Raw genomic sequence first — 18,238 nt, 5'->3', positions numbered from 1 at the left:
AGGCTACTTCACAATTTCGTGCGCGGACGGGCGGGCTTGGCGATGGCGATCCGAATCCCTTAAGTAGCGGCATGACAGCCAGCCATACCGCCGAGATCACCGGCCTCTACCGCTACCCGATCAAGGGCCTGACGCCGGAACGCCTGTCGCACGTTCCTTTGCGGGTCGGCCAGACCCTGCCGGCCGACCGCCGCTACGCGATCGAGAACGGCCCGAGCGGGTTCGACCCCGAGACGCCCGAATGGAAGCCGAAAATCCAGTTTCTGATGCTGGCGCGCAATGAGCGGCTGGCCGCGCTCGACAGTCGGTTCGACGACGAAACCAACGTGCTGACCATCCGCAAGGACGGCCAGATCGTCGCCAGCGGCGATATCGAGACCGCCGCCGGGCGCGCCGCCATCGAGGCCTATTTCACGAAGAACTTTCAGCCCGAGTTGAAGGGCCCACCCAAGGTTCTGTCCGGCCGCGACCACAGCTTCTCCGACGTCGCCCGCAAGGTCGTCTCCATCATCAATCTCGACAGCGTCCGCGCCATCGAGACCATGCTCGGCGGCGTCGCCGTGCATCCGCTGCGCTTCCGCGCCAATCTCTACGTGAAGGGCTGGCCGGCCTGGTCGGAGCTCGACCTCGTCGGCCAGACGCTCGCGATCGGACAGGCCCGGCTGAAGGTGATCAAGCGCATCGTCCGCTGCCCGGCCACCAATGTCGACCCCGAGACCGCCAAGCGCGATCTCGAAATCCCGCCCACGCTCTCGCGCCATCTCGGCCATATGGACTGCGGCATCTATGCCGAGGTGATCGCCGCCGGTGACGTCGGCGTCGGCGATGTGGTGGCGGTGGAAGAGCCGAAGCTGCTGTGAGCCAACGCCGTCTCAACATACTCCGTCATTGCGAGCGCAGCGAAGCAATCCAGGAATGCATCTGCGGAAACAGTCTGGATTGCTTCGTCGCAAGCGCTCCTCGCAATGACGAGGCTCAGTTCGGCATCACATACGCATAGATCTTGCCGCGCGAGACCGGGGCTTCGCGGACGCGGTTGCCGTTGTTGCCGGAGATCATGATCGGATTACCCTGCGCGTCGATGCCGGTGATGATGCCGACATGACCGCCGCGGCGGCCGCGCGACATCACGGCGATGGCACCGACCTGCGGACCCGAGATGCGCGTGCCGTAGCGCGCGAACGAGCTCGCCATGTCGGAGCCGGTGCCACGATGGCCGGTATGCTCCAGCACCATGTTCATGAAGCGCGCGCACCACAGGCGGCCGCGCCCGGTCGGATTGCCGCCGATATGGCGGCGTGCCTCGGAGACGAGACCCGATCCTCCGCTGAAGCCTCCGTTCATGCCGGCACCGCTGGCATTGGCATTCGGATCATAGCTCGCCTGGGTGTCGGCGAAGCCGCTTGCCCGCAATTGCGCCGCGCTGCGCTCGAAGCGCGAACTGCGGGCATGATGGGCATAGTGACGGTGGTGATGATGTCTGGCGTGATGCACGTAACCGTGCCGCTCTGCGCTATGACGATGATACGGCCGTGCCGAGGCCGGAGAAACGAACACGGCGAACGCCGCGAAGAACAGCGCCAGCGCGACAACACAACGCGACAGGCGAGACGCAAACAACTCGAACATTCTTCATCCTTCTTGACACCCCCACTTCCCCCCGGCCCGTGCAATGGCCGACATCCGTTTGGCCGTTAAACCGCCCGATGTGGCGAGAAAAAGACGCAACGCCCGCGAATGGCTGCAATGATTTTGTGTTCGTGCTCGGCGCTGCTGCCGCATTGCCGACAACAGAATTAACTGCGATCCTCGAACACGGCTTGAAACAGAGGGAAACGGTTAATGCCCCACGCCACGACCAGGGACGGCGTCCGCATCTATTTCGAGGAGGCGGGCCAGGGAACGCCGATACTTTTTCTGCACGAGTTCGCGGCCGACTACACCAATTGGGCGCCGCAGATGCGCTACTTCTCGCGTGGCCATCGCTGCATCACCTATTCGGCGCGCGGCTACACGCCGTCGGACGTGCCTGACGGCGAGGTCTACACCTACACGCATTTCTACACCGATGCGCTTGCGGTGCTCGATCATCTCGGCATCGAGCGCGCACATCTCGTCGGGCTGTCGATGGGCGCCTATTCCTCGCTGCAGATCGGACTGAACGCGCCGCAGCGCGCGCTGTCGATGACGCTGGCCGGCGTCGGCTCCGGTTCGGAGCTCGAGAAACTCGACGATTGGCGCAAGCAGTGCCGCGCCAATGCCGAGCAGTACGAGACGCTGGGCTCGGTGGAGGTCGCGAAAGTCACGCGCGAGGCGCCGAGCCGGATTCCGTTCCTGGTGAAGGATCCACGCGGGCATGCCGATTTCTACGCCGCACTGGCGCGGCACGATGCCAAGGGATCGGCGCGCACCATGCGCGGATTCCAGGGCGGCCGTCCCTCGATCTACACGATGACGGACGCGATCGCCAAGGTGACAACGCCGGCGCTGATCATCTGCGGCGACGAGGACGAACCGTGCGTCGGGCCGAGCCTGTTCCTGAAGAAGCATCTGCCCGCGGCGGGTCTGGCGATGTTTCCAAAGTCCGGCCACGTGCTCAATCTGGAGGAGCCCGCGCTGTTCAACGAGAGTGTCGAGCGGTTCGTGACGCTGGTGGAAGCAGGACGCTGGCCGGTGCGGGACCCGCGGTCGCTGGCTCCCCATTGAGGTAGAGGCGCCGCCAAGTACTCCGTCATTGCGAGCGTAGCGAAGCAATCCAGAATCCCTCCGCGGCGGCATTCTGGATTGCTTCGTCGCAAGAGCTCCTCGCAATGACGGAGAGAGGGCTATTTCCCCCCGCCCCGGCTGAGCAAGAACACCGCCTGCTCGCCGAACATGTTCCACACCCACCAGGGCAGGTTCAGCGGCACCGGGCGGCCATAGAGATCGAGCGCGACCGAGCGCTCCATCTTGACGTTGATCTCGTCGCAGAGCTGCACGAAATCCTTGATGGTGCAGAAATGGATGTTGGCGGTGTCGTACCAGGTCGCCGGCAGATTCTCCGTGCGCGGCATGTGGCCGCCGATCAGGAGCTGGAGTCGCATCTTCCAGAACCCGAAATTCGGGAACGAGACGATGGCGCGGCGGCCGATGCGCAGCAGGTTCTCCAGCACGACCTTCGGCTGCCGCGTCGCCTGCAGCGTCTGCGACAGGATCACGTAGTCGAAGGCATCGTCGGGATAATTGACGAGATCGGTGTCGGCATCGCCCTGCACCACCGCGAGCCCCTTGGCGACGCAGCGGTTGACGCCCTCGCGCGACAATTCGATGCCGCGGCCGTCGATGCCGCGGGTCTCCAGCAGCTGAAGCAGATCGCCGTCGCCGCAGCCGACGTCGAGCACCTTCGAGCCCGGCTTGACCATTTCGGCGACCAGCCGATGATCGGCGCGATAATCACCGGATGGCCTGGCGGCAACGCCGTCCAGCGGCAACACTTCCTGCACGGACATCGCTAGCGGTCCTCGAGGCTGAGCCCGCGGGCCTTGCCTGCCGATTGCAGGAAGGCCCGGGAGATGTCGAAAAATTCGGGCACATCGAGCAGGAATGCGTCGTGTCCGCGATCGGTCTCGATCTCGGCGAATGACACGCGCGCGCTCGAAGCGTTCAGCGCGTGCACCAGCGCGCGCGATTCCGAGGTCGGAAACAGCCAGTCGCTGGTGAAGGAGACCACGCAGAAGCGCGTCTTGATGTCGGCGAAGGCCTTGGCCAGCACGCCGCCATGGTCGGCGGCGATGTCGAAATAGTCCATCGCCCGCGTCAGGTAGAGATAGGAATTGGCGTCGAAGCGCTCGACGAAGGACGAGCCCTGGTAACGCAGATAGGATTCGACCTGGAAATCGGCGTCGAACGAGAAAGTCGGCAGCTCGCGGTCCTGCATGCGCCGGCCGAACTTGCGGTGCAGTGCCGCGTCCGAGAGATAGGTGATGTGCGCCGCCATCCGCGCCACCGCGAGCCCGCGATGCGGATGGATGCCGCGATCGGCATAGCCGCCGCCATGCCAGTCGGGGTCGGCCATCACGGCCTGGCGGCCGAGCTCGTGGAAGGCGATGTTCTGCGCCGAGTGCCGCGTCGCGCAGGCGATCGCCAGCGCGGAGTACACGCGCTCCGGATAGGCGGCGGTCCATTGCAGCACCTGCATGCCGCCCATCGAGCCACCGACGACGGCAAACAGCGTGTCGATGCCGAGCCGGTCGATCAGCATCGCCTGCGCGCGCACCATGTCCGGAATGGTGATGACGGGGAAGTCCAGGCCCCAGACCTTGCCGGTGGCGGGATTGATCGAGGCCGGCCCGGTCGAGCCCATGCAGCCGCCGATCACGTTGGAGCAAATGATGAAGTAGTGCTTGGGATCGATGGGTCGGCCCGGGCCGACCAGCGTCTCCCACCAGCCTGGCTTGCCGGTGACCGGATGCACATTGGCGACATGCTGATCGCCGGTCAGCGCATGGCAAATCAGCACGGCGTTGGAGCGATCGGCATTGAGCTCGCCATAGGTCTGGTAGGCGATCTGGAACGGGGTGAGATCGACGCCGCAATCGAGCCGCAGCGGCTGCTCGGCGCCGAAATGCGCAACCAGCGAGCTTGGATGATCGACCTCGTGCGATCGCTCATCGGCGCTGATCGCAGGACTCGGTATCGACTTGACGCTACCCATCTCGGACATCGACCTCGTTTGCGACTGGCTGCTCGACCGCGCCGCTGACATCAGGCCATGAAAAACCCGGCCTGAACGATAGGTTCGGCCGGGATCGGAAGCGTCCCCGGCCTGTTTAGCGAGTTTTTTAACGTGGCTGCAAGCCGGCCGGCTCAAATGACCACGGAACGGGCAAAAGCTACCGTCTTGGGCGGTTTTCGTCAAGTCGCGGCCCGGATCGGCCCAGTTCGCCTCTGCCGCGCCGATCGAAAGGGACGTCATTTCTCTTTGCTTTCACCGTCCCGACTGCCTAATCAGGACATCCCCATCGGAACGATCGACGACCAGACATGTCCCAACGTCCGCCCGCGCCACCATCGCTGCAGGAACTGCGCAAGGAGATCGACGCGATCGACGAGGGCATGCATCGCCTCCTCATGCAGCGCGGCGAGATCATCGATCGCCTGATCCAGGTGAAGCAGACCCAGGAGGTCGGCTCGGCGTTCCGGCCCGCGCGCGAGGCTGCCATGATGCGCGAGATCGTGCAGCGTCATCGCGGCATCCTGCCGCTCGACACGGTCGAGAGCATCTGGCGCGTCATCATCTCGACCTTCACTTACGTACAGGCGCCGTTCTCGGTGCATGCCGACATCTCGGCCAGCGAGGCGGCGATGCGCGATTCCGTGCGCTTCAATTTCGGCTTCACCGTGCCTTACGTCGCGCATTTCAGCGCACAGGCCGCGGTCGAGGCGGTAGCGAAATCCAAGGGTGATCTGGCAATGGTCTCGGCCACCTCGAGCCGCACGCCGTGGTGGCTGGAGCTGGAAGCGGACGGCGCACCGAAGATCATCGCGCGGATGCCCTTCATCGAGCGTGCCGATCATCCGGCCGCATTGCCGGTGTTCGCGATCTCGCGCGTCGCCGACAGCGCCCTGGTGACGGAGGTCGAGACCTTCAGCGTGCGCGTCTCGGGATGGAACGCCGAGGTCGCCCGCGCGCTGTCGCCGCTCGCCGAGATCGTGGCCGTGCCCGATACCGCCTTCGACGGCGCGGCGCTGCTGGTCTCGGTCACCGGCGCGACCAGCATCGACAAGATCAGGGCTGCCCTGATCGACGCGGGAGCCTCGGTGCGCTCTGTGGCCCTCGTCGGCAGCCACGCAACGCGCTATACGGTGCCCCCGACCGGGCCGAAATCGTAAAATCGCGAGCAGCCCAGCCTATCCGGAGTCCAAGATGTCCCGCCCCGTGCCGAATCCCGGCATTCTCGATATTGCGCCCTACACGCCCGGCAAGAGCCCGGTGCCGGAGCCAGGCCGCAAGGTGTTCAAGCTCTCGGCCAACGAGACGCCGTTCGGGCCCTCGCCCAAGGCGATCGAGGCATTCAAGCGCGTGGCGGATCATCTGGAGGACTATCCGGAAGGCACCTCGCGCGTGCTGCGCGAGGCGATCGGCCGTTCGTTCGGGCTCGATCCGAACCGCATCATCTGCGGCGCCGGCTCGGACGAGATCCTCAACCTGCTCGCGCACACCTATCTCAGCCAGGGCGACGAGGCGATCTCGACCACGCACGGCTTCCTGGTCTACCCGATCGCGACCATGGCGGTCGGCGCCAGGAACGTCGTCGCGCAGGAGACCAACCTCACCGCCGACGTCGATGCCATCCTGAAGGCCGTGACGCCGAAGACGAAGCTGGTCTGGCTCGCCAACCCCAACAATCCGACCGGCACCTATCTGCCGTTCGACGAGGTCAAGCGGCTGCGTGCCGGCCTGCCCTCGCACGTGCTGCTGGTGCTGGACGCCGCCTATTGCGATTACGTCTCGCGCAACGACTACGAGATGGGGATCGAGCTCGTCGCCACCACCGAGAACACGGTGGTGACGCACACCTTCTCCAAGATCCACGGTCTTGCCGCGCTGCGCATCGGCTGGATGTTCGGGCCAGAGCACGTCATTGACGCGGTCAACCGCATCCGCGGTCCCTTCAACGTGTCGACGCCGGCGATGTATGCCGCGGTCGCCGCGATCGAGGACACCGCGCATCAAGCGATGTCGAAGCAGTTCACCGAGACCTGGCGCAACTGGCTCACCGAGGAGATCGGCAAGCTCGGGCTGAAGGTGACGCCGAGCGTCGCCAATTTCGTGCTGATCCACTTCCCGACCGACAAGGGCAGGACCGCCGATGACGCCGATGCCTTCCTGACCAAGCGGGGGCTCGTGCTGCGCGGCTTGAAGAATTACGGCCTGCCGCACGCGCTGCGCATGACCATCGGCACCGAGGAGGCCAACCGCCTCGTCGTCGAAGGCTTGCGCGACTTCATGGGCGGCAAATGAGCAGCGCGCCGCACTTCCAGCGCGTTGCGCTGATCGGCTTCGGCCTGATCGGCGGCTCGATTGCGCGCGCTGCGAAGCTCCAGGGGCTTGCCGGTGAAATCGTCACCACCGCACGCTCGGAGAAGACACGCGCGCGTGTCGCCGAACTCGGCATCGTCGATCAGGTGGTGGCGACCAATGCGGAGGCCGTGAGGGATGCCGATCTCGTCATCCTCTGCATTCCCGTCGGCGCCTGCGGACCCGTAGCGCAGGAGATCGCGCCGCATCTCAAGCCGGGTGCGATCGTCTCCGACGTCGGCTCGGTCAAGGGCGCGGTGGTCAGGGACATGGCGCCGCATCTGCCGGGCGGCATTCATTTCGTGCCGGCGCATCCGGTGGCAGGCACCGAGCATTCCGGCCCGGATTCGGGCTTCGCCGAGCTCTTCATCAACCGCTGGTGCATCCTGACCCCGCCTGATGGCAGCGACGCAGCGGCGACGGAGCACCTGCGCGCGTTCTGGGCGGCGATGGGCGCCAAGGTCGAGGTGATGACGCCGGATCATCACGACCTCGTGCTCGCGATCACCAGCCACCTGCCGCATCTGATCGCCTACACCATCGTCGGCACCGCCGACGAATTGGCGCAGGTGACGGAATCCGAGGTGATCAAATTCTCCGCCGGCGGCTTCCGCGATTTCACCCGCATCGCGGCCTCTGACCCGACGATGTGGCGCGACGTCTTCCTCGCCAACAAGGAGGCCGTGCTGGAGATGCTCGGCACCTTCACCGAGGATCTGGCAAAACTCACCCGCGCGATCCGCCGCGGCGACGGGGAGGCGCTGTTCGACCACTTCACCCGCACCCGCGCCATCCGCCGCGGCATCGTCGAGATCGGCCAGGATTCCGCCGCGCCCGATTTCGGCCGCCAGCATGGCGCGCTGAAGAAGCCGTGAGCCTGTCATTCCGGGGCGCCTGTAGGGCGAGCCCGGAATCCATTGGGCCACAGCGCACGCGGTAAAATGGATTCCGGGTTCGATGCTACGCATCGCCCCGGAATGACAGTCTTCAATACAGCGGCGGGATCTGGCCGACCTTGACCGGGCCGAGCAGCACGGCACCGTCGACGAATTTTAGCGGGAAGCTCCGCGCCTTCTTGCCTTCCAGCGTGCTCTCGGTACCGATCGAATTGATGCCGGCGGCAACGCCGGCGTTGGCGTTCTGCTTGATGACCTTGCCGAGGCCGGGCACGGCGCGGTCGAGCGCGCCGAACAGATTGTTGAGGTCCTGCGACTTCACGCCGGGCGCGAGGCGGTCGAGCGTTGCCTGCGGCACGCCCTCCTCCAGCATCTTCTCGATGCCGAGCGCCGGGATCACGCGCTCGAGGCCGGTCACCGTCATCTGCAATTCGCCGTCGAGCCGGCCGTTGGGCGACAGGCCGAGCGTGCCGGCCGCAACCGCGATCATCTCGCCCTGCTGAATGCGCGACTGCACGATCTCGATATGGCCACCGGCGGCCTGGATCTCGCGGAAGCGCTGCGGCCACGGTTTGGGCGTGAGGTCGGAGAGGCCGGTGATCTTGGCGCGGGTGTCCGCCTCGAACGGCTCGGCGAGCAGCGGATGCACGCCCTGGATGCTGCCCTGCGCGACATGGAGCACGGTCTCGATCACGGGACGATCCGACGAAGATCCCTCGGCGAGGCGCCCGTGCAGCTCGACCTGCTTGGCGCGCGCAAGCGGCACCTGCACGCTGCCATCGAGACGGTTGAGGCTGGGCTCGTCGAACACGATGGAAGCGCGATCCGGCACAGCCGGCAGACCCGCCACACTGGCGCGGCCCTTGCTCCAATTCACGGTGAAGGTGTTCTGCGTAATGCCGTCGATCAGCGTGGCGGGCGCTGCGAATTCGGCGATGATGCGCTTGGGGTCGTAGACCTGGGCCACGACCAGGATGTTGTCGAGCTTGGCAGTGAACGGCGTCTTGCTCGCGTTCTGCGAGACCAGGGCGACGCTGGCGCCGGAGCACTGGACCTCGAAGCGGAACGGGAAGCCGGCGATCGAGCGCTTGGCACAATCATAGATGCGGCCGGCCTTGGCCTCCTGCGCCCGCCAGGCGTCGGCGACGATTTCGGCCTGCCACGCCGCATAGAACCAGAAGCAGGTCCAGCCGACGGCGAGGACCAGGACGAGAACGGGGGCGATGAAAAGGCCCCAGCGGGAGCGGCGGCCAGTGGCAACGGTCATATTGGACATGCGGCGACCCTTTGACGCCAGATTCAGGCAAATGTAAGCGGGGCGGGCCTGCGACGAAAGGCGCAGAAATCGCTTCGCTTGGGCGCAGGGTTCTGGTAGCCGTCCCCGAAATGTCCGAAATCACCCTCCCCTCCGTCACCACAGCCAAGGGCGACCTCTGGGTGTTCGGCTACGGCTCGCTGATGTGGCGGCCGGGCTTCGACTTCGAGGAGCGCGTCCCGGCGCGGCTGGTCGGCGAGCACCGCGCGCTCTGCGTCTATTCCTTCGTGCATCGCGGCACGCCGGAGAAGCCGGGCCTGGTGCTCGGACTCGACCGCGGCGGCGCCTGCCGCGGCATCGCCTTCCGCGTCGCCGAGAAGAACCGTGCCGAGGTGGTCGCATATTTGCGCGCACGCGAGCAGGTCACCTCGGTCTATCGCGAGGTGATGCGCTCGGTGTGGCTGGAGAACGATGCACGCCAGCGCGTCGCCGCGCTCGCCTACGTCGTCGACCGCGGCCATGTGCAATATGCCGGCCGCCTCTCGCTGGCCGAGCAGCACCGCCACGTCGTCCAGGGCCACGGCCAGTCCGGCGCCAACCGCGACTACGTCACCGCGACGGTGAAGGCGATCGAGGCCGAAGGCTTTCGCGACACGCAGCTGCATCAGCTTGCATTGATGCTGCATGGTGATGCGCATTCCCTGCACGCGGCGGCTCGGGACCAGGATCGGGAAAGCCGCTAAAGCATGATCCGGAAAAGTGCGAAGCGGTTTTCCGGAAAGATCATGCGTAAACAACAACCTAAAGCGCGATGAAGATTCATCCCAATCGCATCGCGCCTTAGCCCGTCGGCGCGTAGCTCGGCGCCGAGCCGATCAACTGCTCCTGCTCCTTCCGTCCTGCTTCGACGAGCCGGGCGGTCGCGTCCTCGATCGCCGCTTGCACGCGTGCGAGAAACTCGTCCTTCGGCAGGCCCGGCGGCAACGGTTCGAGAAACTCGACCACCAGCGTGCCCGGGTAGCGCATGAAGGTGCGGCGCGGCCAGAACAGGCCGGAATTGAGCGCGATCGGCAGGCACGGCACGCCGCAGGAGGAATAGATCTGCGCAAAGCCGGTCTTGTAATCGGGCGGCGCGCCCGGCGCGCGGCGCGTGCCTTCCGGAAAGATCACGAGCTGCTTTCCACTGCGCACCGCCTCGCGCGCGCGCCGCGTCATCTCGAGCAGCGCCTTCACGCCGGCATTGCGGTCGATCGCGATCATCCCGGTCTTGACCAGGAACTGGCCGAACACCGGGATCTGCATCAGCTGGCGCTTGAGGATGAAGATCGGCCGGTTGAAGAAACCTGGCAGCACGAAGGTCTCCCAGAACGACTGATGCTTGGCCACGATCAGCAGCGGTCCTGTCGGGATCTTCTCCACCCCGCGGAATTCCACCTTGATGTTGCAGACCAGGCGCATCAGGACCAGCGTGGCCTTGGCCCACCATTGCGCCACCGTCAGCATGGCGCGCGGCGGCAATGCAAAGGTCGGCAGCGCAACGATCGCCAGACAGACCAGCACGGCGTAGAACAGCACGTTGAATACGAGCGATCGCAGGAAAATCAGGAACATCGATGGTCCGATCAATTGGCCTGCGCGGTGGCGGGCCGCTTCGGTTGCTGACCTGCAGGCTGCTCCGACATCTCGGGCCAAAGGTCAATCCCGAAATCCTCCAGCCGCACCCTGAGCTCGGCCGCAACGTACTTGACGTATTCGGACAGGAGCAGCCGCAGCGTCGAGCCTGAGATCCACCACGGCTCCTCGCGCCATTTTTCGCCGACCACCGCGAACGGGATCAGCGTCGTCCGCGGCATCGCATGCGAGAATTCCACCAGCGCGCGCGGCATGTGATAGTTCGAGGTGACCACGATCAGAGACGTAAACCGGCGCCCCTCGGCCCAGCGCCGCGCCTCCGCGGCGTTGCCGCGGGTCGAGAGCGCGGTGCGGTCGAGGTCGACGCAGCAGGTCATGAAGGACTGATTCTCCGGCAAGGTGCGGGAGATGTCGTTCGCCGTCGAGGTCGGATGCACGCCGGAAATCAGGAGCCGCCTGCCGTAGCCGGCAGCCAGCAGCTCCATCGCGTCCGATACCCGCGAGGAGCCGCCGGTCAGCACCACGATGCCGTCCGCCTTGCGATCAGGTACCTTCTCGGCCCCGCGCAATTGCGCCAGGAACGCAATGAAGCCCGCCGCCGCGCTGACGAAGGCAAGTGCGATGATCGACACGACTGTCGCGCGCAGCCAGCCGCGCGGCAGTTTCGGCGATCGGTCGTCGGTCGGCGAGCTCATGCGATGTCGGTGATCCCTTCCCGATCTGATTTTATGACGTTTTGAGGCGAAGTGGAGTCCGGTTTAGCAAGCCTAGTCGACATCATTCAATGTCGCGAACAGCGTCTGCCGTGAAGCAACCGCGGTAATGGCGCCGATCAGGACGGCCTGAACCGCGAGCACGATGTAGCCGGAAGGGCGCAGCGAGAAGGTGCCGAGCAGCGCGGCGAACTGGTCGCCGACGGGAGTCCCGGAAAACCAGCCTGCGATGGACTCGGAGAAGCCGAACATCAGCATGGCGGCACCGCCGCCGATCACGCCGCCCTCCAGGCCCAGCCTGAGGAAATGACGCAGGAAGTGATTGGCGATGTAGCGGTCGCCGGCGCCGACGAAATGCAGCACCTCGACGATCGGACGGTTCGCCGCCATTGCGCCGCGCGTCGCGAACGATACCGAGATGATGGTTGCGACGATGACGAGCGCGAGGATGCCGAGGCCGGCCAGCACGGTGGCGTTCGTCATCAGGCGCATGCGCTCGATCCAGGCGCGGTGATCGTCGACGCTGGCGCCCGGCGCGACCTGCGCCACGCGCGCGCGCAAGGCGCCGAGATCGAGCGGCGTGCCCGGCTGCACGCGCGCGATGATCATGCGCGGCACCGGCAGATCGTCCATCGACAGGCCGGTGCCGAGCCAGGGCTCGAGCAGTTTGCCGCTCTCGTCCCTGGTGAACGGCTTGACCTCGACGATGCCGGCTTGCGTGCGCATCGCTTCCGCCACGGCGGCGGTGTCGCGCTCGAGATCGCGGCCGGCCTGCGGGCGAACCTGGATGGTGATTTCGCTCGCGACGTCTGACTGCCATTCGGCCGCGGAGGCACTCACCAGCAGCACCGTGCCCGTGGCCATCGAGGCGAGGAAGGTCATGATGGCGACCACCGCAAGCAGCGCTCTGCCGTGGATCGAGGCGCGCGGCACGATCGGCGACATGTTGCGTGCCTTGGCCGGAAGCTGCGGACGCTCCTGTCCGAGATCGACCAGCACGCCGCGCTCGTCGAGCCTACTCATAGACGTGCAGCCGTCCCTGGTGCAGCACCAGCCGCCGTGCTTCGTACTGGTCCATCAGCCCGATGTCGTGCGTGGCGATGATGACGGCGGTGCCTGATTTGTTGAGCTCGATGAAGAGTCGCAGCAGGCGGCGGCCGAGCGTCGGATCGACGCTGCCGGTCGGCTCGTCCGCGAGCAGCAGCTGCGGCCGCGAGATCACGGCGCGCGCGATCGCGGCGCGCTGCTTCTCGCCGCCCGACAGGATCGGCGGCAGCGCGTCCATGCGGTCGCCGAGGCCGACCCAGCGCAGCAGGTCGATCACCTCCTTGCGGTAGCTGGATTCGCTGCGGCCCATGACGCGGAACGGCAGCGCGACGTTCTCATAGGTCGTCATGTGATCGAGCAGGCGGAAATCCTGGAGCACGATGCCGATGCGCTTGCGCAGGTCTGCGATCTCGTCCTTGCCGAGCTGCGAGATGTCGTGGCCGAACAGGTTGACGAGGCCCCGCGTCGGTCGATGCGACAGGAACAACAGGCGCAGCAGGGACGTCTTGCCGGCACCGGACGGTCCGGTGAGAAACTGGAAGGAATGCGCGGGAATCTGGAAGGTGAGGTCGCGCAAAATCTCCGGCCCCAGACCGTAACGCAATCCGACATTTTCGAACCGAACCAAGCTCAGCTCCGTTCGAGAGGGGGCGCGGGCCGCATTGCGGCGGTCCGCCATACGCGATCAACTGGTTTTGCCGCCGTTATGGTTTCCGGTTCGTTAACGGTCGCCCAGTAGCATAAGGGGCGCCCGGTCTTCGCGATCGTGGCATCGTCAAGACCCGTCCAAGACCTGCGTTCAAGACCTTCGTTCATGCATCAAGGCTCGTCCATGCATATCGTCTGCCCCCATTGTATGACATCCTACGCCATCAAGCTCGCAAGCCTTGGGGCGAACGGGCGGGCGGTCCGCTGCTCCCGCTGCAAGGAGACCTGGATCGCCCACGCCGAGGATGCCATCGAGGAGGCGTCCGTTCCGGCCATGGCCGCGGCCGGCCGAGCCGACGACCAGTCCGACCTCGCCGAACAATGGAACTCCTATGCCAGGGACGACGGCGCCACTGATACGCCGGTCGTCGATAGTCCCTCAATCGCCAGCGACTGGCCGGATGAGGAGACCCGCGAGACCGAGGATGAATGGTCGGCAGCGGCCCGGCAGGCCGAAGAGGAGGCCGTCGGCGCGCAGCACCAGTCCTGGTTCCGCAGCCTGTTCCCTCGCCGCGGCGCGCGGGTGAGCCGCCCGGTCGCCACCACAGCTCCGCGCAAATCCTATCTTGGCCTGCCCACCGCCTGCGCCGCGATGGGCGCGCTGGTGCTGGCACTGGTGCTCTGGCGCGGCGATGTGGTGCGGCTGCTGCCGCAGACGGCAGCGTTCTACAAGATGGTCGGGCTCGAGGTGAACTTGCGGGGTCTCGCCTTCAAGGACGTCAAGCTCTCCAGCGAGACCGTGGACGGTAAACAGGTGTTGGTGATCGAGGGCGTGATCGTCGGCGACGGCAAGAAGCCGCTCGACATTCCGCGGCTGCGCTTTGCCGTGCGCGACGCCCAAGGCGCGGAGATCTATGCCTGGAACACGGTGCTGGAGCAGACCGTGCTGCGGCCAGGTGAGCGCGCCTTCTTCCGCTCGCGCCTGGCCTCACCGCCGCCGGAGGGCCGCAACATCGACGTTCGTTTCTTCAACCGGCGCGACATTGCCGGCGGCAGCGTATAATCGCCCCCAGGGGAGGTTGATACCAAGGTTCGTCTCATGCCGAAGATCTTGATCGCCGACGACGAGGATTCGATGCGCGCGCTGGTGGCGCGCGCCATCGCCATGGACGGCCACGAGACCGTCACCGCCCAGGACGGCGCCGAGGCGCTGGAGATCCTGACCCGCGAGGATGGCGCCTTCGACCTGTTGCTCACCGACATCCAGATGCCGGTGATGGACGGCATCGCGCTGGCGCTCTCCGCGGCGCGCGATTTTCCCGACCTGACCATCCTGCTGATGACTGGCTTCGCCGACCAGCGCGAGCGCGCCTCGAACCTGAACGCGCTGGTGCATGACGTCGTGACCAAGCCGTTCTCGGTCGCCGATATCCGCACGGCGGTCGCCGATGCGCTGGCGGCGAAGAAGGGCTAGCGTCGGCGGTATCCCCACATCGTCATTGCGAGCGCAGCGAAGCAATCCAGACTGCCGTCGCGGAAAGACTCTGGATTGCTTCGCTGCGCTCGCAATGACGCAAACTGTGGCGCGATCGTAGCCCGCATCAGCGCAGCGATATGCGGGAACAATGCCCCGGATGTCGCTGCGCTCATCCGGGCTACGAGACCTGAGCCGTCCCTCAAAACTCCTTCAGCAGCCGCTCGAGATAGTCGAGCTCGATCTGCGGCCGCGAGGGATCGCCGAGACGGCGGCGGAGCTCTTCGAGAATGCGGCGGACCCGCTGTGTGTCGATCTCGCCGGGAATCTTGACCGTGTAATCGTCGCCATATTCGCGCCCATGCAGCGGCCGGCCGAGCGGATCGGTCTGGTTGCCGCCGCTCTGCTGCCGGCCGGCACGCTGGCCGGGGCCGTCGCCCTGGCCGTCGCCATCGCCCTGCTGCATCGCCTCGGCCATCTTCTGCGCACCCTTGCGCATGGCGTCGAGTGCCTTGCCCTGCGAGTCCACGGCGCCGTCGGCATTACCCTCGCCGAGCTTTGATCCGGCATCGCCCATGGCACCGTCGGCTGCATCCAGGCTGCCGTCATCGCCCTGGTCGCCGTCCTGATCGCCGTTCTGGCCGGGCTGGCCCTGCTCGCCTTGCTGACCCTTCTGGCCCTTCTGTGCCTGCTGGCCCTGCTGGCCTTTCTGCCCCTTCTGGGTGAGGCCGCGCTTGGCAAGCTCGTCCTGCAGCTTCTTCAGGCGGTCGCGCAGTCCCTGCTGGTCCTGCTGCAGCTCCGACATGGACTGATCGCCCTGCTGCTGCTTGCCGCGCGAGCGGTCGCGCCGGGTATCCTGGCCCTGCTTGAACGTCTTGTCGCGCAATTGCTGCTGCTTGCGGATCATGTCGCCGAGCTCATTGAGCGCCTGCTCCATGTCGCTCTCGCCGGACTGCCCCGGCTGCGCCATCTGCAGGCCTTCCAGCATCTGCTGGAGCTGGTCGAGCAACTGCTTGGCCGCATCCTTGTCGCCGGAGCGCGACAGGCGCTCCATCCGGTCGATCATGTTCTGCAGATCCTGCTGACGCAGGACCTTGGTGTTCGGATCGAGCGGCCGCGCCAGCTGCTGCGGGTCATTGTTGTTGCGGAACTGCTCGGCGAGCTGGCGCATGAAATCGTTCAGCGCCTGACGCAGATCCTGCGTGAGCTTCTTGATCTCCTCGTCGCTCGCGCCGCGCTCCAGCGCCTGCTTCAGCGCTTCCTGGGCCGCGCGCAACGCCTTCTCGACGTCGGAGATCTTGCCGTCCTCGATCGTCACCGCAAGCGCCCACAGGCTCGCCACGACCTCGCGCAGGGCATCGTCGGTACGCGCCGCTTCCAGCTGCCGGGCCACGCTGTGCAGGCCGAGATATTGTCCCGGCTCCGGCGTGAACATCTCGGGCGCGATCATCAGCCCGTCGAGCGCGGCGTAGACGTCAGAATTCTTGTTGGCGTCGAGCGCGAGGATGCGGCGCTGCTCGATCAATGCACGGGCCAGCGGCTTGGTGAAGAGCCGCTCGGGCAGGCGCATGTTGAACGGTTCGCTGGCGGCCTCGTTGCCGGCCTCGTCCTTGGCCGTGAGCGTCAGCGTGACCTCGGCGCCGGCATAGGGATCCTCGCTGAGATCCTTCACGGATTGCCCGACGCCGTTGCGGGTGCGCGCATTCGGCAGCGCGAGCGGGAATTTCGGCGGCTGGAACAGCGGCCGCGGCGCCGTCCTGGTGTCGCCATCACCGGCGGCGGCCTTCGGACCATCCTTGAGGCCATCTTTGGCAGCATCTTTGGCGTCGGCCGGCCGCGGCGCGAATTTCGCCTCGGCGCCGGTGACGCCGTAATCGTCCTCGATCTTGTAGGAGAGCTGGAGCGCGCCGCGCGCCTGGCGCTCCGGATCCTTCGCGAGCGCGATCGTCGGCGGACGATCCGGCGTGGCCGCAAAGGCCCATTGTGGCTGGCCGGAGGGCGCCCGGACATGCGCGGTGCCGTCGCCGGAAATCGCGAAATGCCTTTCGTTGGTCCCCTTGGGGCTGGCTTCAGCCGGGGCGACCTCCTTGAGGCCGCCGGAGACGGCGACATCCAAATTGCCGCCGGAGGAGCGCACGATCAGGGTCGAGCCGGCGGGAACGGCGAGCGGGCCGCTGGCGGGCAGCGCCGCCGCTTCCTTGTTGGCGGCCGACAGGATCACCGGCGGCCTGCCGGTGTAGAGCGGCGGCGTGACCCAGGCATCGACGCGAACATTGGCCGGCGCCAGCACCCCGTTCCAGTCGAAGGCGGCGCCAAGGCGCATCGCACGCTCGTCACCCGCGGCAAAGAAGGTCGCAACCAGCATCACCATCGCGAGGGCACGCAGCGCCCAAGGGTCGTGAAGCGCGAGCCGGGGCTGCGGCACACCGGCGCGGATCCGCTTGATGGAGGCGAGCGTCCGCTCGCGCTGCGCCTGCCACAGCGCCTGCGCGACCGGGTCCTGTGAGGTCAGCGTGTCCGTGAGCGTGGTGGCCGGGCGGTGCCGGATGCCGGAGCCACGGTCGAGCCGGGCCAGCGCTTCCTCGCGGCTCGGCCAGCGGAAGCGAATCAGCGGGAACAGGGCGGCCGCCGCGATCGCGGCGAAGAGGGCGAGGCCGACGGCCCTGGCCGTGAACGGCAGCGCCAGCCAGAGGCCAGCCCAAGACACCACCAGGAACAGGCCGACGACGGTCAGAAGGCGCGCCGCATTGGGCCAGGCACGCTCCCACGCGATGGCATAAGTCGCCCGATCAAGGGCCTGCGCCAGCTTCAGCCGCGACAGCGCATCGCCGTTGCGGATCGGGTCTGACGGCTCGGGGGGGACGCCGTTCAATCAACTCTCCAGGTTGCCCGGTAGAGCAGAGCCTATCACAACGGCAGCACTGAGGCATCCGTTCCCGTACGGGAGCGCCTCCTTTTCCCGCATAACACGAGGACGTGACTGGCCGGGTGCAACCCCGTAATTTCCGCGCGCCAATCTCGAGGGAAACGAAGGAAACGCCATGGACAAGAAGATGCACGACAAGGGCCTGGAAGTCCGCAAAGCTGTGCTGGGCGAGGCCTATGTCAACAACGCCCTGAAGAATGTCGACGATTTCAACCGCCCGTTCCAGGAGATGCTCAACGAATATTGCTGGGGCACGGTGTGGGGCCGCGAGGAGCTGCCGCGCAAGACCCGCAGCATGCTCAACATCGCCATGATCGCGATTCTCAACCGTCAGCACGAGTTTCGCGCGCATCTGAAGGGCGCGCTGACCAATGGCGTCACCCGCGAGGAGATCCGCGAGATCCTGATGCAGGTCGCGATCTATGGCGGCATGCCGGCTGCGGTCGACAGCTTCCGCATCGCGCGCGAGGTGTTCGCGGAGATCGACGGGAAGGCGTGAGACCCAGCGCCAATCTCAACTGTCGTCCCGGGGCGCGCGAAGCGCGAGCCCGGGACCCATAGCCACAGGACGATGTGGCTAAGACGAC

Annotated in this window: 18 protein-coding genes and 1 riboswitch; of the genes, 9 read left to right on the top strand and 9 right to left on the bottom strand. The window is 66.1% G+C overall.

The window, feature by feature from the left end; genetic code table 11:
* The first annotated feature begins 71 nt into the window (after nucleotides 1-71).
* The gene (locus tag I6F17_RS30155) at nucleotides 72-860 is read left to right on the top strand and encodes an MOSC domain-containing protein (RefSeq protein ID WP_225127038.1); all 789 of its coding nucleotides are present in this window, start codon (nucleotides 72-74) and stop codon (nucleotides 858-860) included.
* A gap of 115 nt (nucleotides 861-975) precedes the next feature.
* Here I6F17_RS30155 and I6F17_RS30150 read toward each other — a convergent pair whose 3' ends face one another.
* Nucleotides 976-1,629 carry a TIGR02594 family protein gene (locus tag I6F17_RS30150; protein WP_225127035.1) on the bottom strand — a complete coding sequence of 218 codons (654 nt, stop codon included), beginning with the start codon at nucleotides 1,627-1,629 and terminating at the stop codon, nucleotides 976-978.
* A 213-nt stretch (nucleotides 1,630-1,842) separates the two neighbouring features.
* On the opposite strand from I6F17_RS30150, the gene I6F17_RS30145 reads away from it, so the two are divergent.
* Nucleotides 1,843-2,706 carry an alpha/beta hydrolase gene (locus tag I6F17_RS30145; RefSeq protein WP_225127032.1) on the top strand — a complete coding sequence of 288 codons (864 nt, stop codon included), beginning with the start codon at nucleotides 1,843-1,845 and terminating at the stop codon, nucleotides 2,704-2,706.
* A gap of 119 nt (nucleotides 2,707-2,825) precedes the next feature.
* Here I6F17_RS30145 and metW read toward each other — a convergent pair whose 3' ends face one another.
* Nucleotides 2,826-3,488, bottom strand: a complete 663-nt coding sequence (metW, locus tag I6F17_RS30140; RefSeq protein ID WP_035996939.1) for a methionine biosynthesis protein MetW — start codon at nucleotides 3,486-3,488, stop codon at nucleotides 2,826-2,828.
* Between the two features lie 2 nt (nucleotides 3,489-3,490).
* Nucleotides 3,491-4,693, bottom strand: coding sequence for a homoserine O-acetyltransferase (locus I6F17_RS30135; protein ID WP_036040394.1), 1,203 nt, complete (start codon nucleotides 4,691-4,693; stop codon nucleotides 3,491-3,493).
* A 94-nt stretch (nucleotides 4,694-4,787) separates the two neighbouring features.
* Nucleotides 4,788-4,867: riboswitch (SAM riboswitch) on the bottom strand.
* Between the two features lie 155 nt (nucleotides 4,868-5,022).
* Here I6F17_RS30135 and I6F17_RS30130 point away from each other — a divergent pair.
* Genes I6F17_RS30130 through I6F17_RS30120 form a run of 3 tightly spaced genes read left to right on the top strand, consistent with a single transcriptional unit; the run spans nucleotide 5,023 to nucleotide 7,935 of the window.
* A complete protein-coding gene (locus I6F17_RS30130) occupies nucleotides 5,023-5,871 on the top strand; it encodes a chorismate mutase (RefSeq protein ID WP_225127030.1) in 849 nt (282 codons plus the stop codon).
* A 34-nt stretch (nucleotides 5,872-5,905) separates the two neighbouring features.
* Nucleotides 5,906-7,003 carry a histidinol-phosphate transaminase gene (hisC, locus tag I6F17_RS30125; protein ID WP_225127028.1) on the top strand — a complete coding sequence of 366 codons (1,098 nt, stop codon included), beginning with the start codon at nucleotides 5,906-5,908 and terminating at the stop codon, nucleotides 7,001-7,003.
* On the top strand, nucleotides 7,000-7,935 hold the full coding sequence (locus I6F17_RS30120; RefSeq protein WP_225127027.1) for a prephenate/arogenate dehydrogenase family protein: 936 nt from the start codon (nucleotides 7,000-7,002) through the stop codon (nucleotides 7,933-7,935). Before hisC ends, I6F17_RS30120 begins: the two co-directional genes overlap by 4 nt.
* A gap of 112 nt (nucleotides 7,936-8,047) precedes the next feature.
* Here I6F17_RS30120 and I6F17_RS30115 read toward each other — a convergent pair whose 3' ends face one another.
* Nucleotides 8,048-9,232, bottom strand: coding sequence for a DUF2125 domain-containing protein (locus I6F17_RS30115; RefSeq protein ID WP_036040385.1), 1,185 nt, complete (start codon nucleotides 9,230-9,232; stop codon nucleotides 8,048-8,050).
* Between the two features lie 110 nt (nucleotides 9,233-9,342).
* Here I6F17_RS30115 and I6F17_RS30110 point away from each other — a divergent pair, with 110 nt between their 5' ends.
* The gene (locus I6F17_RS30110) at nucleotides 9,343-9,954 is read left to right on the top strand and encodes a gamma-glutamylcyclotransferase (protein ID WP_109142250.1); all 612 of its coding nucleotides are present in this window, start codon (nucleotides 9,343-9,345) and stop codon (nucleotides 9,952-9,954) included.
* A gap of 97 nt (nucleotides 9,955-10,051) precedes the next feature.
* On the opposite strand, the gene I6F17_RS30105 is transcribed toward I6F17_RS30110, so the two are convergent.
* The 4 genes from I6F17_RS30105 to ftsE form a co-directional block, all read right to left on the bottom strand.
* Nucleotides 10,052-10,822, bottom strand: a complete 771-nt coding sequence (locus tag I6F17_RS30105) for a lysophospholipid acyltransferase family protein (protein WP_035996922.1) — start codon at nucleotides 10,820-10,822, stop codon at nucleotides 10,052-10,054.
* Between the two features lie 11 nt (nucleotides 10,823-10,833).
* Nucleotides 10,834-11,538, bottom strand: coding sequence for a YdcF family protein (locus tag I6F17_RS30100; RefSeq protein WP_036040382.1), 705 nt, complete (start codon nucleotides 11,536-11,538; stop codon nucleotides 10,834-10,836).
* A 72-nt stretch (nucleotides 11,539-11,610) separates the two neighbouring features.
* Nucleotides 11,611-12,579 carry an ABC transporter permease gene (locus tag I6F17_RS30095; protein ID WP_036040380.1) on the bottom strand — a complete coding sequence of 323 codons (969 nt, stop codon included), beginning with the start codon at nucleotides 12,577-12,579 and terminating at the stop codon, nucleotides 11,611-11,613.
* Nucleotides 12,572-13,231, bottom strand: a complete 660-nt coding sequence (gene ftsE / locus I6F17_RS30090; protein WP_057028593.1) for a cell division ATP-binding protein FtsE — start codon at nucleotides 13,229-13,231, stop codon at nucleotides 12,572-12,574. Before ftsE ends, I6F17_RS30095 begins: the two co-directional genes overlap by 8 nt.
* 204 nt (nucleotides 13,232-13,435) lie before the next feature.
* Here ftsE and I6F17_RS30085 point away from each other — a divergent pair, with 204 nt between their 5' ends.
* Both I6F17_RS30085 and I6F17_RS30080 read left to right on the top strand, forming a co-directional pair.
* Nucleotides 13,436-14,314, top strand: coding sequence for an MJ0042-type zinc finger domain-containing protein (locus tag I6F17_RS30085; protein ID WP_225127026.1), 879 nt, complete (start codon nucleotides 13,436-13,438; stop codon nucleotides 14,312-14,314).
* Between the two features lie 36 nt (nucleotides 14,315-14,350).
* Nucleotides 14,351-14,725, top strand: coding sequence for a response regulator (locus I6F17_RS30080; protein ID WP_035996894.1), 375 nt, complete (start codon nucleotides 14,351-14,353; stop codon nucleotides 14,723-14,725).
* 202 nt (nucleotides 14,726-14,927) lie between these two features.
* Here I6F17_RS30080 and I6F17_RS30075 read toward each other — a convergent pair whose 3' ends face one another.
* Nucleotides 14,928-17,597, bottom strand: a complete 2,670-nt coding sequence (locus I6F17_RS30075) for a TIGR02302 family protein (RefSeq protein WP_225127024.1) — start codon at nucleotides 17,595-17,597, stop codon at nucleotides 14,928-14,930.
* Nucleotides 17,598-17,766: 169 nt separating this feature from the next.
* Here I6F17_RS30075 and I6F17_RS30070 point away from each other — a divergent pair, with 169 nt between their 5' ends.
* A complete protein-coding gene (locus tag I6F17_RS30070; protein WP_028134137.1) occupies nucleotides 17,767-18,150 on the top strand; it encodes a carboxymuconolactone decarboxylase family protein in 384 nt (127 codons plus the stop codon).
* The last annotated feature ends 88 nt before the right edge of the window (nucleotides 18,151-18,238 follow it).

Origin of the sequence: Bradyrhizobium sp. NBAIM18, from assembly GCF_020193825.1 — a bacterium.
Taxonomy (GTDB): Bacteria; Pseudomonadota; Alphaproteobacteria; order Rhizobiales; family Xanthobacteraceae; genus Bradyrhizobium; species Bradyrhizobium yuanmingense.
This window is presented reverse-complemented; position numbering and strand designations above follow the sequence as displayed.

Bases quoted from the DNA above. Each gene is read 5' to 3' on its own strand.
- I6F17_RS30145 (WP_225127032.1), top strand. From the start codon at position 1,843: ATGCCCCACGCCACGACCAGGGACGGCGTCCGCATCTATTTCGAGGAG.
- metW (WP_035996939.1), bottom strand. From the start codon at position 3,488: ATGTCCGTGCAGGAAGTGTTGCCGCTGGACGGCGTTGCCGCCAGGCCA.
- I6F17_RS30115 (WP_036040385.1), bottom strand. From the start codon at position 9,232: ATGTCCAATATGACCGTTGCCACTGGCCGCCGCTCCCGCTGGGGCCTT.
- I6F17_RS30120 (WP_225127027.1), top strand. From the start codon at position 7,000: ATGAGCAGCGCGCCGCACTTCCAGCGCGTTGCGCTGATCGGCTTCGGC.
- I6F17_RS30110 (WP_109142250.1), top strand. From the start codon at position 9,343: ATGTCCGAAATCACCCTCCCCTCCGTCACCACAGCCAAGGGCGACCTC.
- I6F17_RS30085 (WP_225127026.1), top strand. From the start codon at position 13,436: ATGCATATCGTCTGCCCCCATTGTATGACATCCTACGCCATCAAGCTC.
- I6F17_RS30100 (WP_036040382.1), bottom strand. From the start codon at position 11,538: ATGAGCTCGCCGACCGACGACCGATCGCCGAAACTGCCGCGCGGCTGG.
- I6F17_RS30070 (WP_028134137.1), top strand. From the start codon at position 17,767: ATGGACAAGAAGATGCACGACAAGGGCCTGGAAGTCCGCAAAGCTGTG.
- I6F17_RS30135 (WP_036040394.1), bottom strand. From the start codon at position 4,693: ATGGGTAGCGTCAAGTCGATACCGAGTCCTGCGATCAGCGCCGATGAG.
- I6F17_RS30080 (WP_035996894.1), top strand. From the start codon at position 14,351: ATGCCGAAGATCTTGATCGCCGACGACGAGGATTCGATGCGCGCGCTG.
- I6F17_RS30105 (WP_035996922.1), bottom strand. From the start codon at position 10,822: ATGTTCCTGATTTTCCTGCGATCGCTCGTATTCAACGTGCTGTTCTAC.
- I6F17_RS30095 (WP_036040380.1), bottom strand. From the start codon at position 12,579: ATGAGTAGGCTCGACGAGCGCGGCGTGCTGGTCGATCTCGGACAGGAG.
- I6F17_RS30150 (WP_225127035.1), bottom strand. From the start codon at position 1,629: ATGTTCGAGTTGTTTGCGTCTCGCCTGTCGCGTTGTGTTGTCGCGCTG.
- hisC (WP_225127028.1), top strand. From the start codon at position 5,906: ATGTCCCGCCCCGTGCCGAATCCCGGCATTCTCGATATTGCGCCCTAC.
- I6F17_RS30130 (WP_225127030.1), top strand. From the start codon at position 5,023: ATGTCCCAACGTCCGCCCGCGCCACCATCGCTGCAGGAACTGCGCAAG.
- I6F17_RS30155 (WP_225127038.1), top strand. From the start codon at position 72: ATGACAGCCAGCCATACCGCCGAGATCACCGGCCTCTACCGCTACCCG.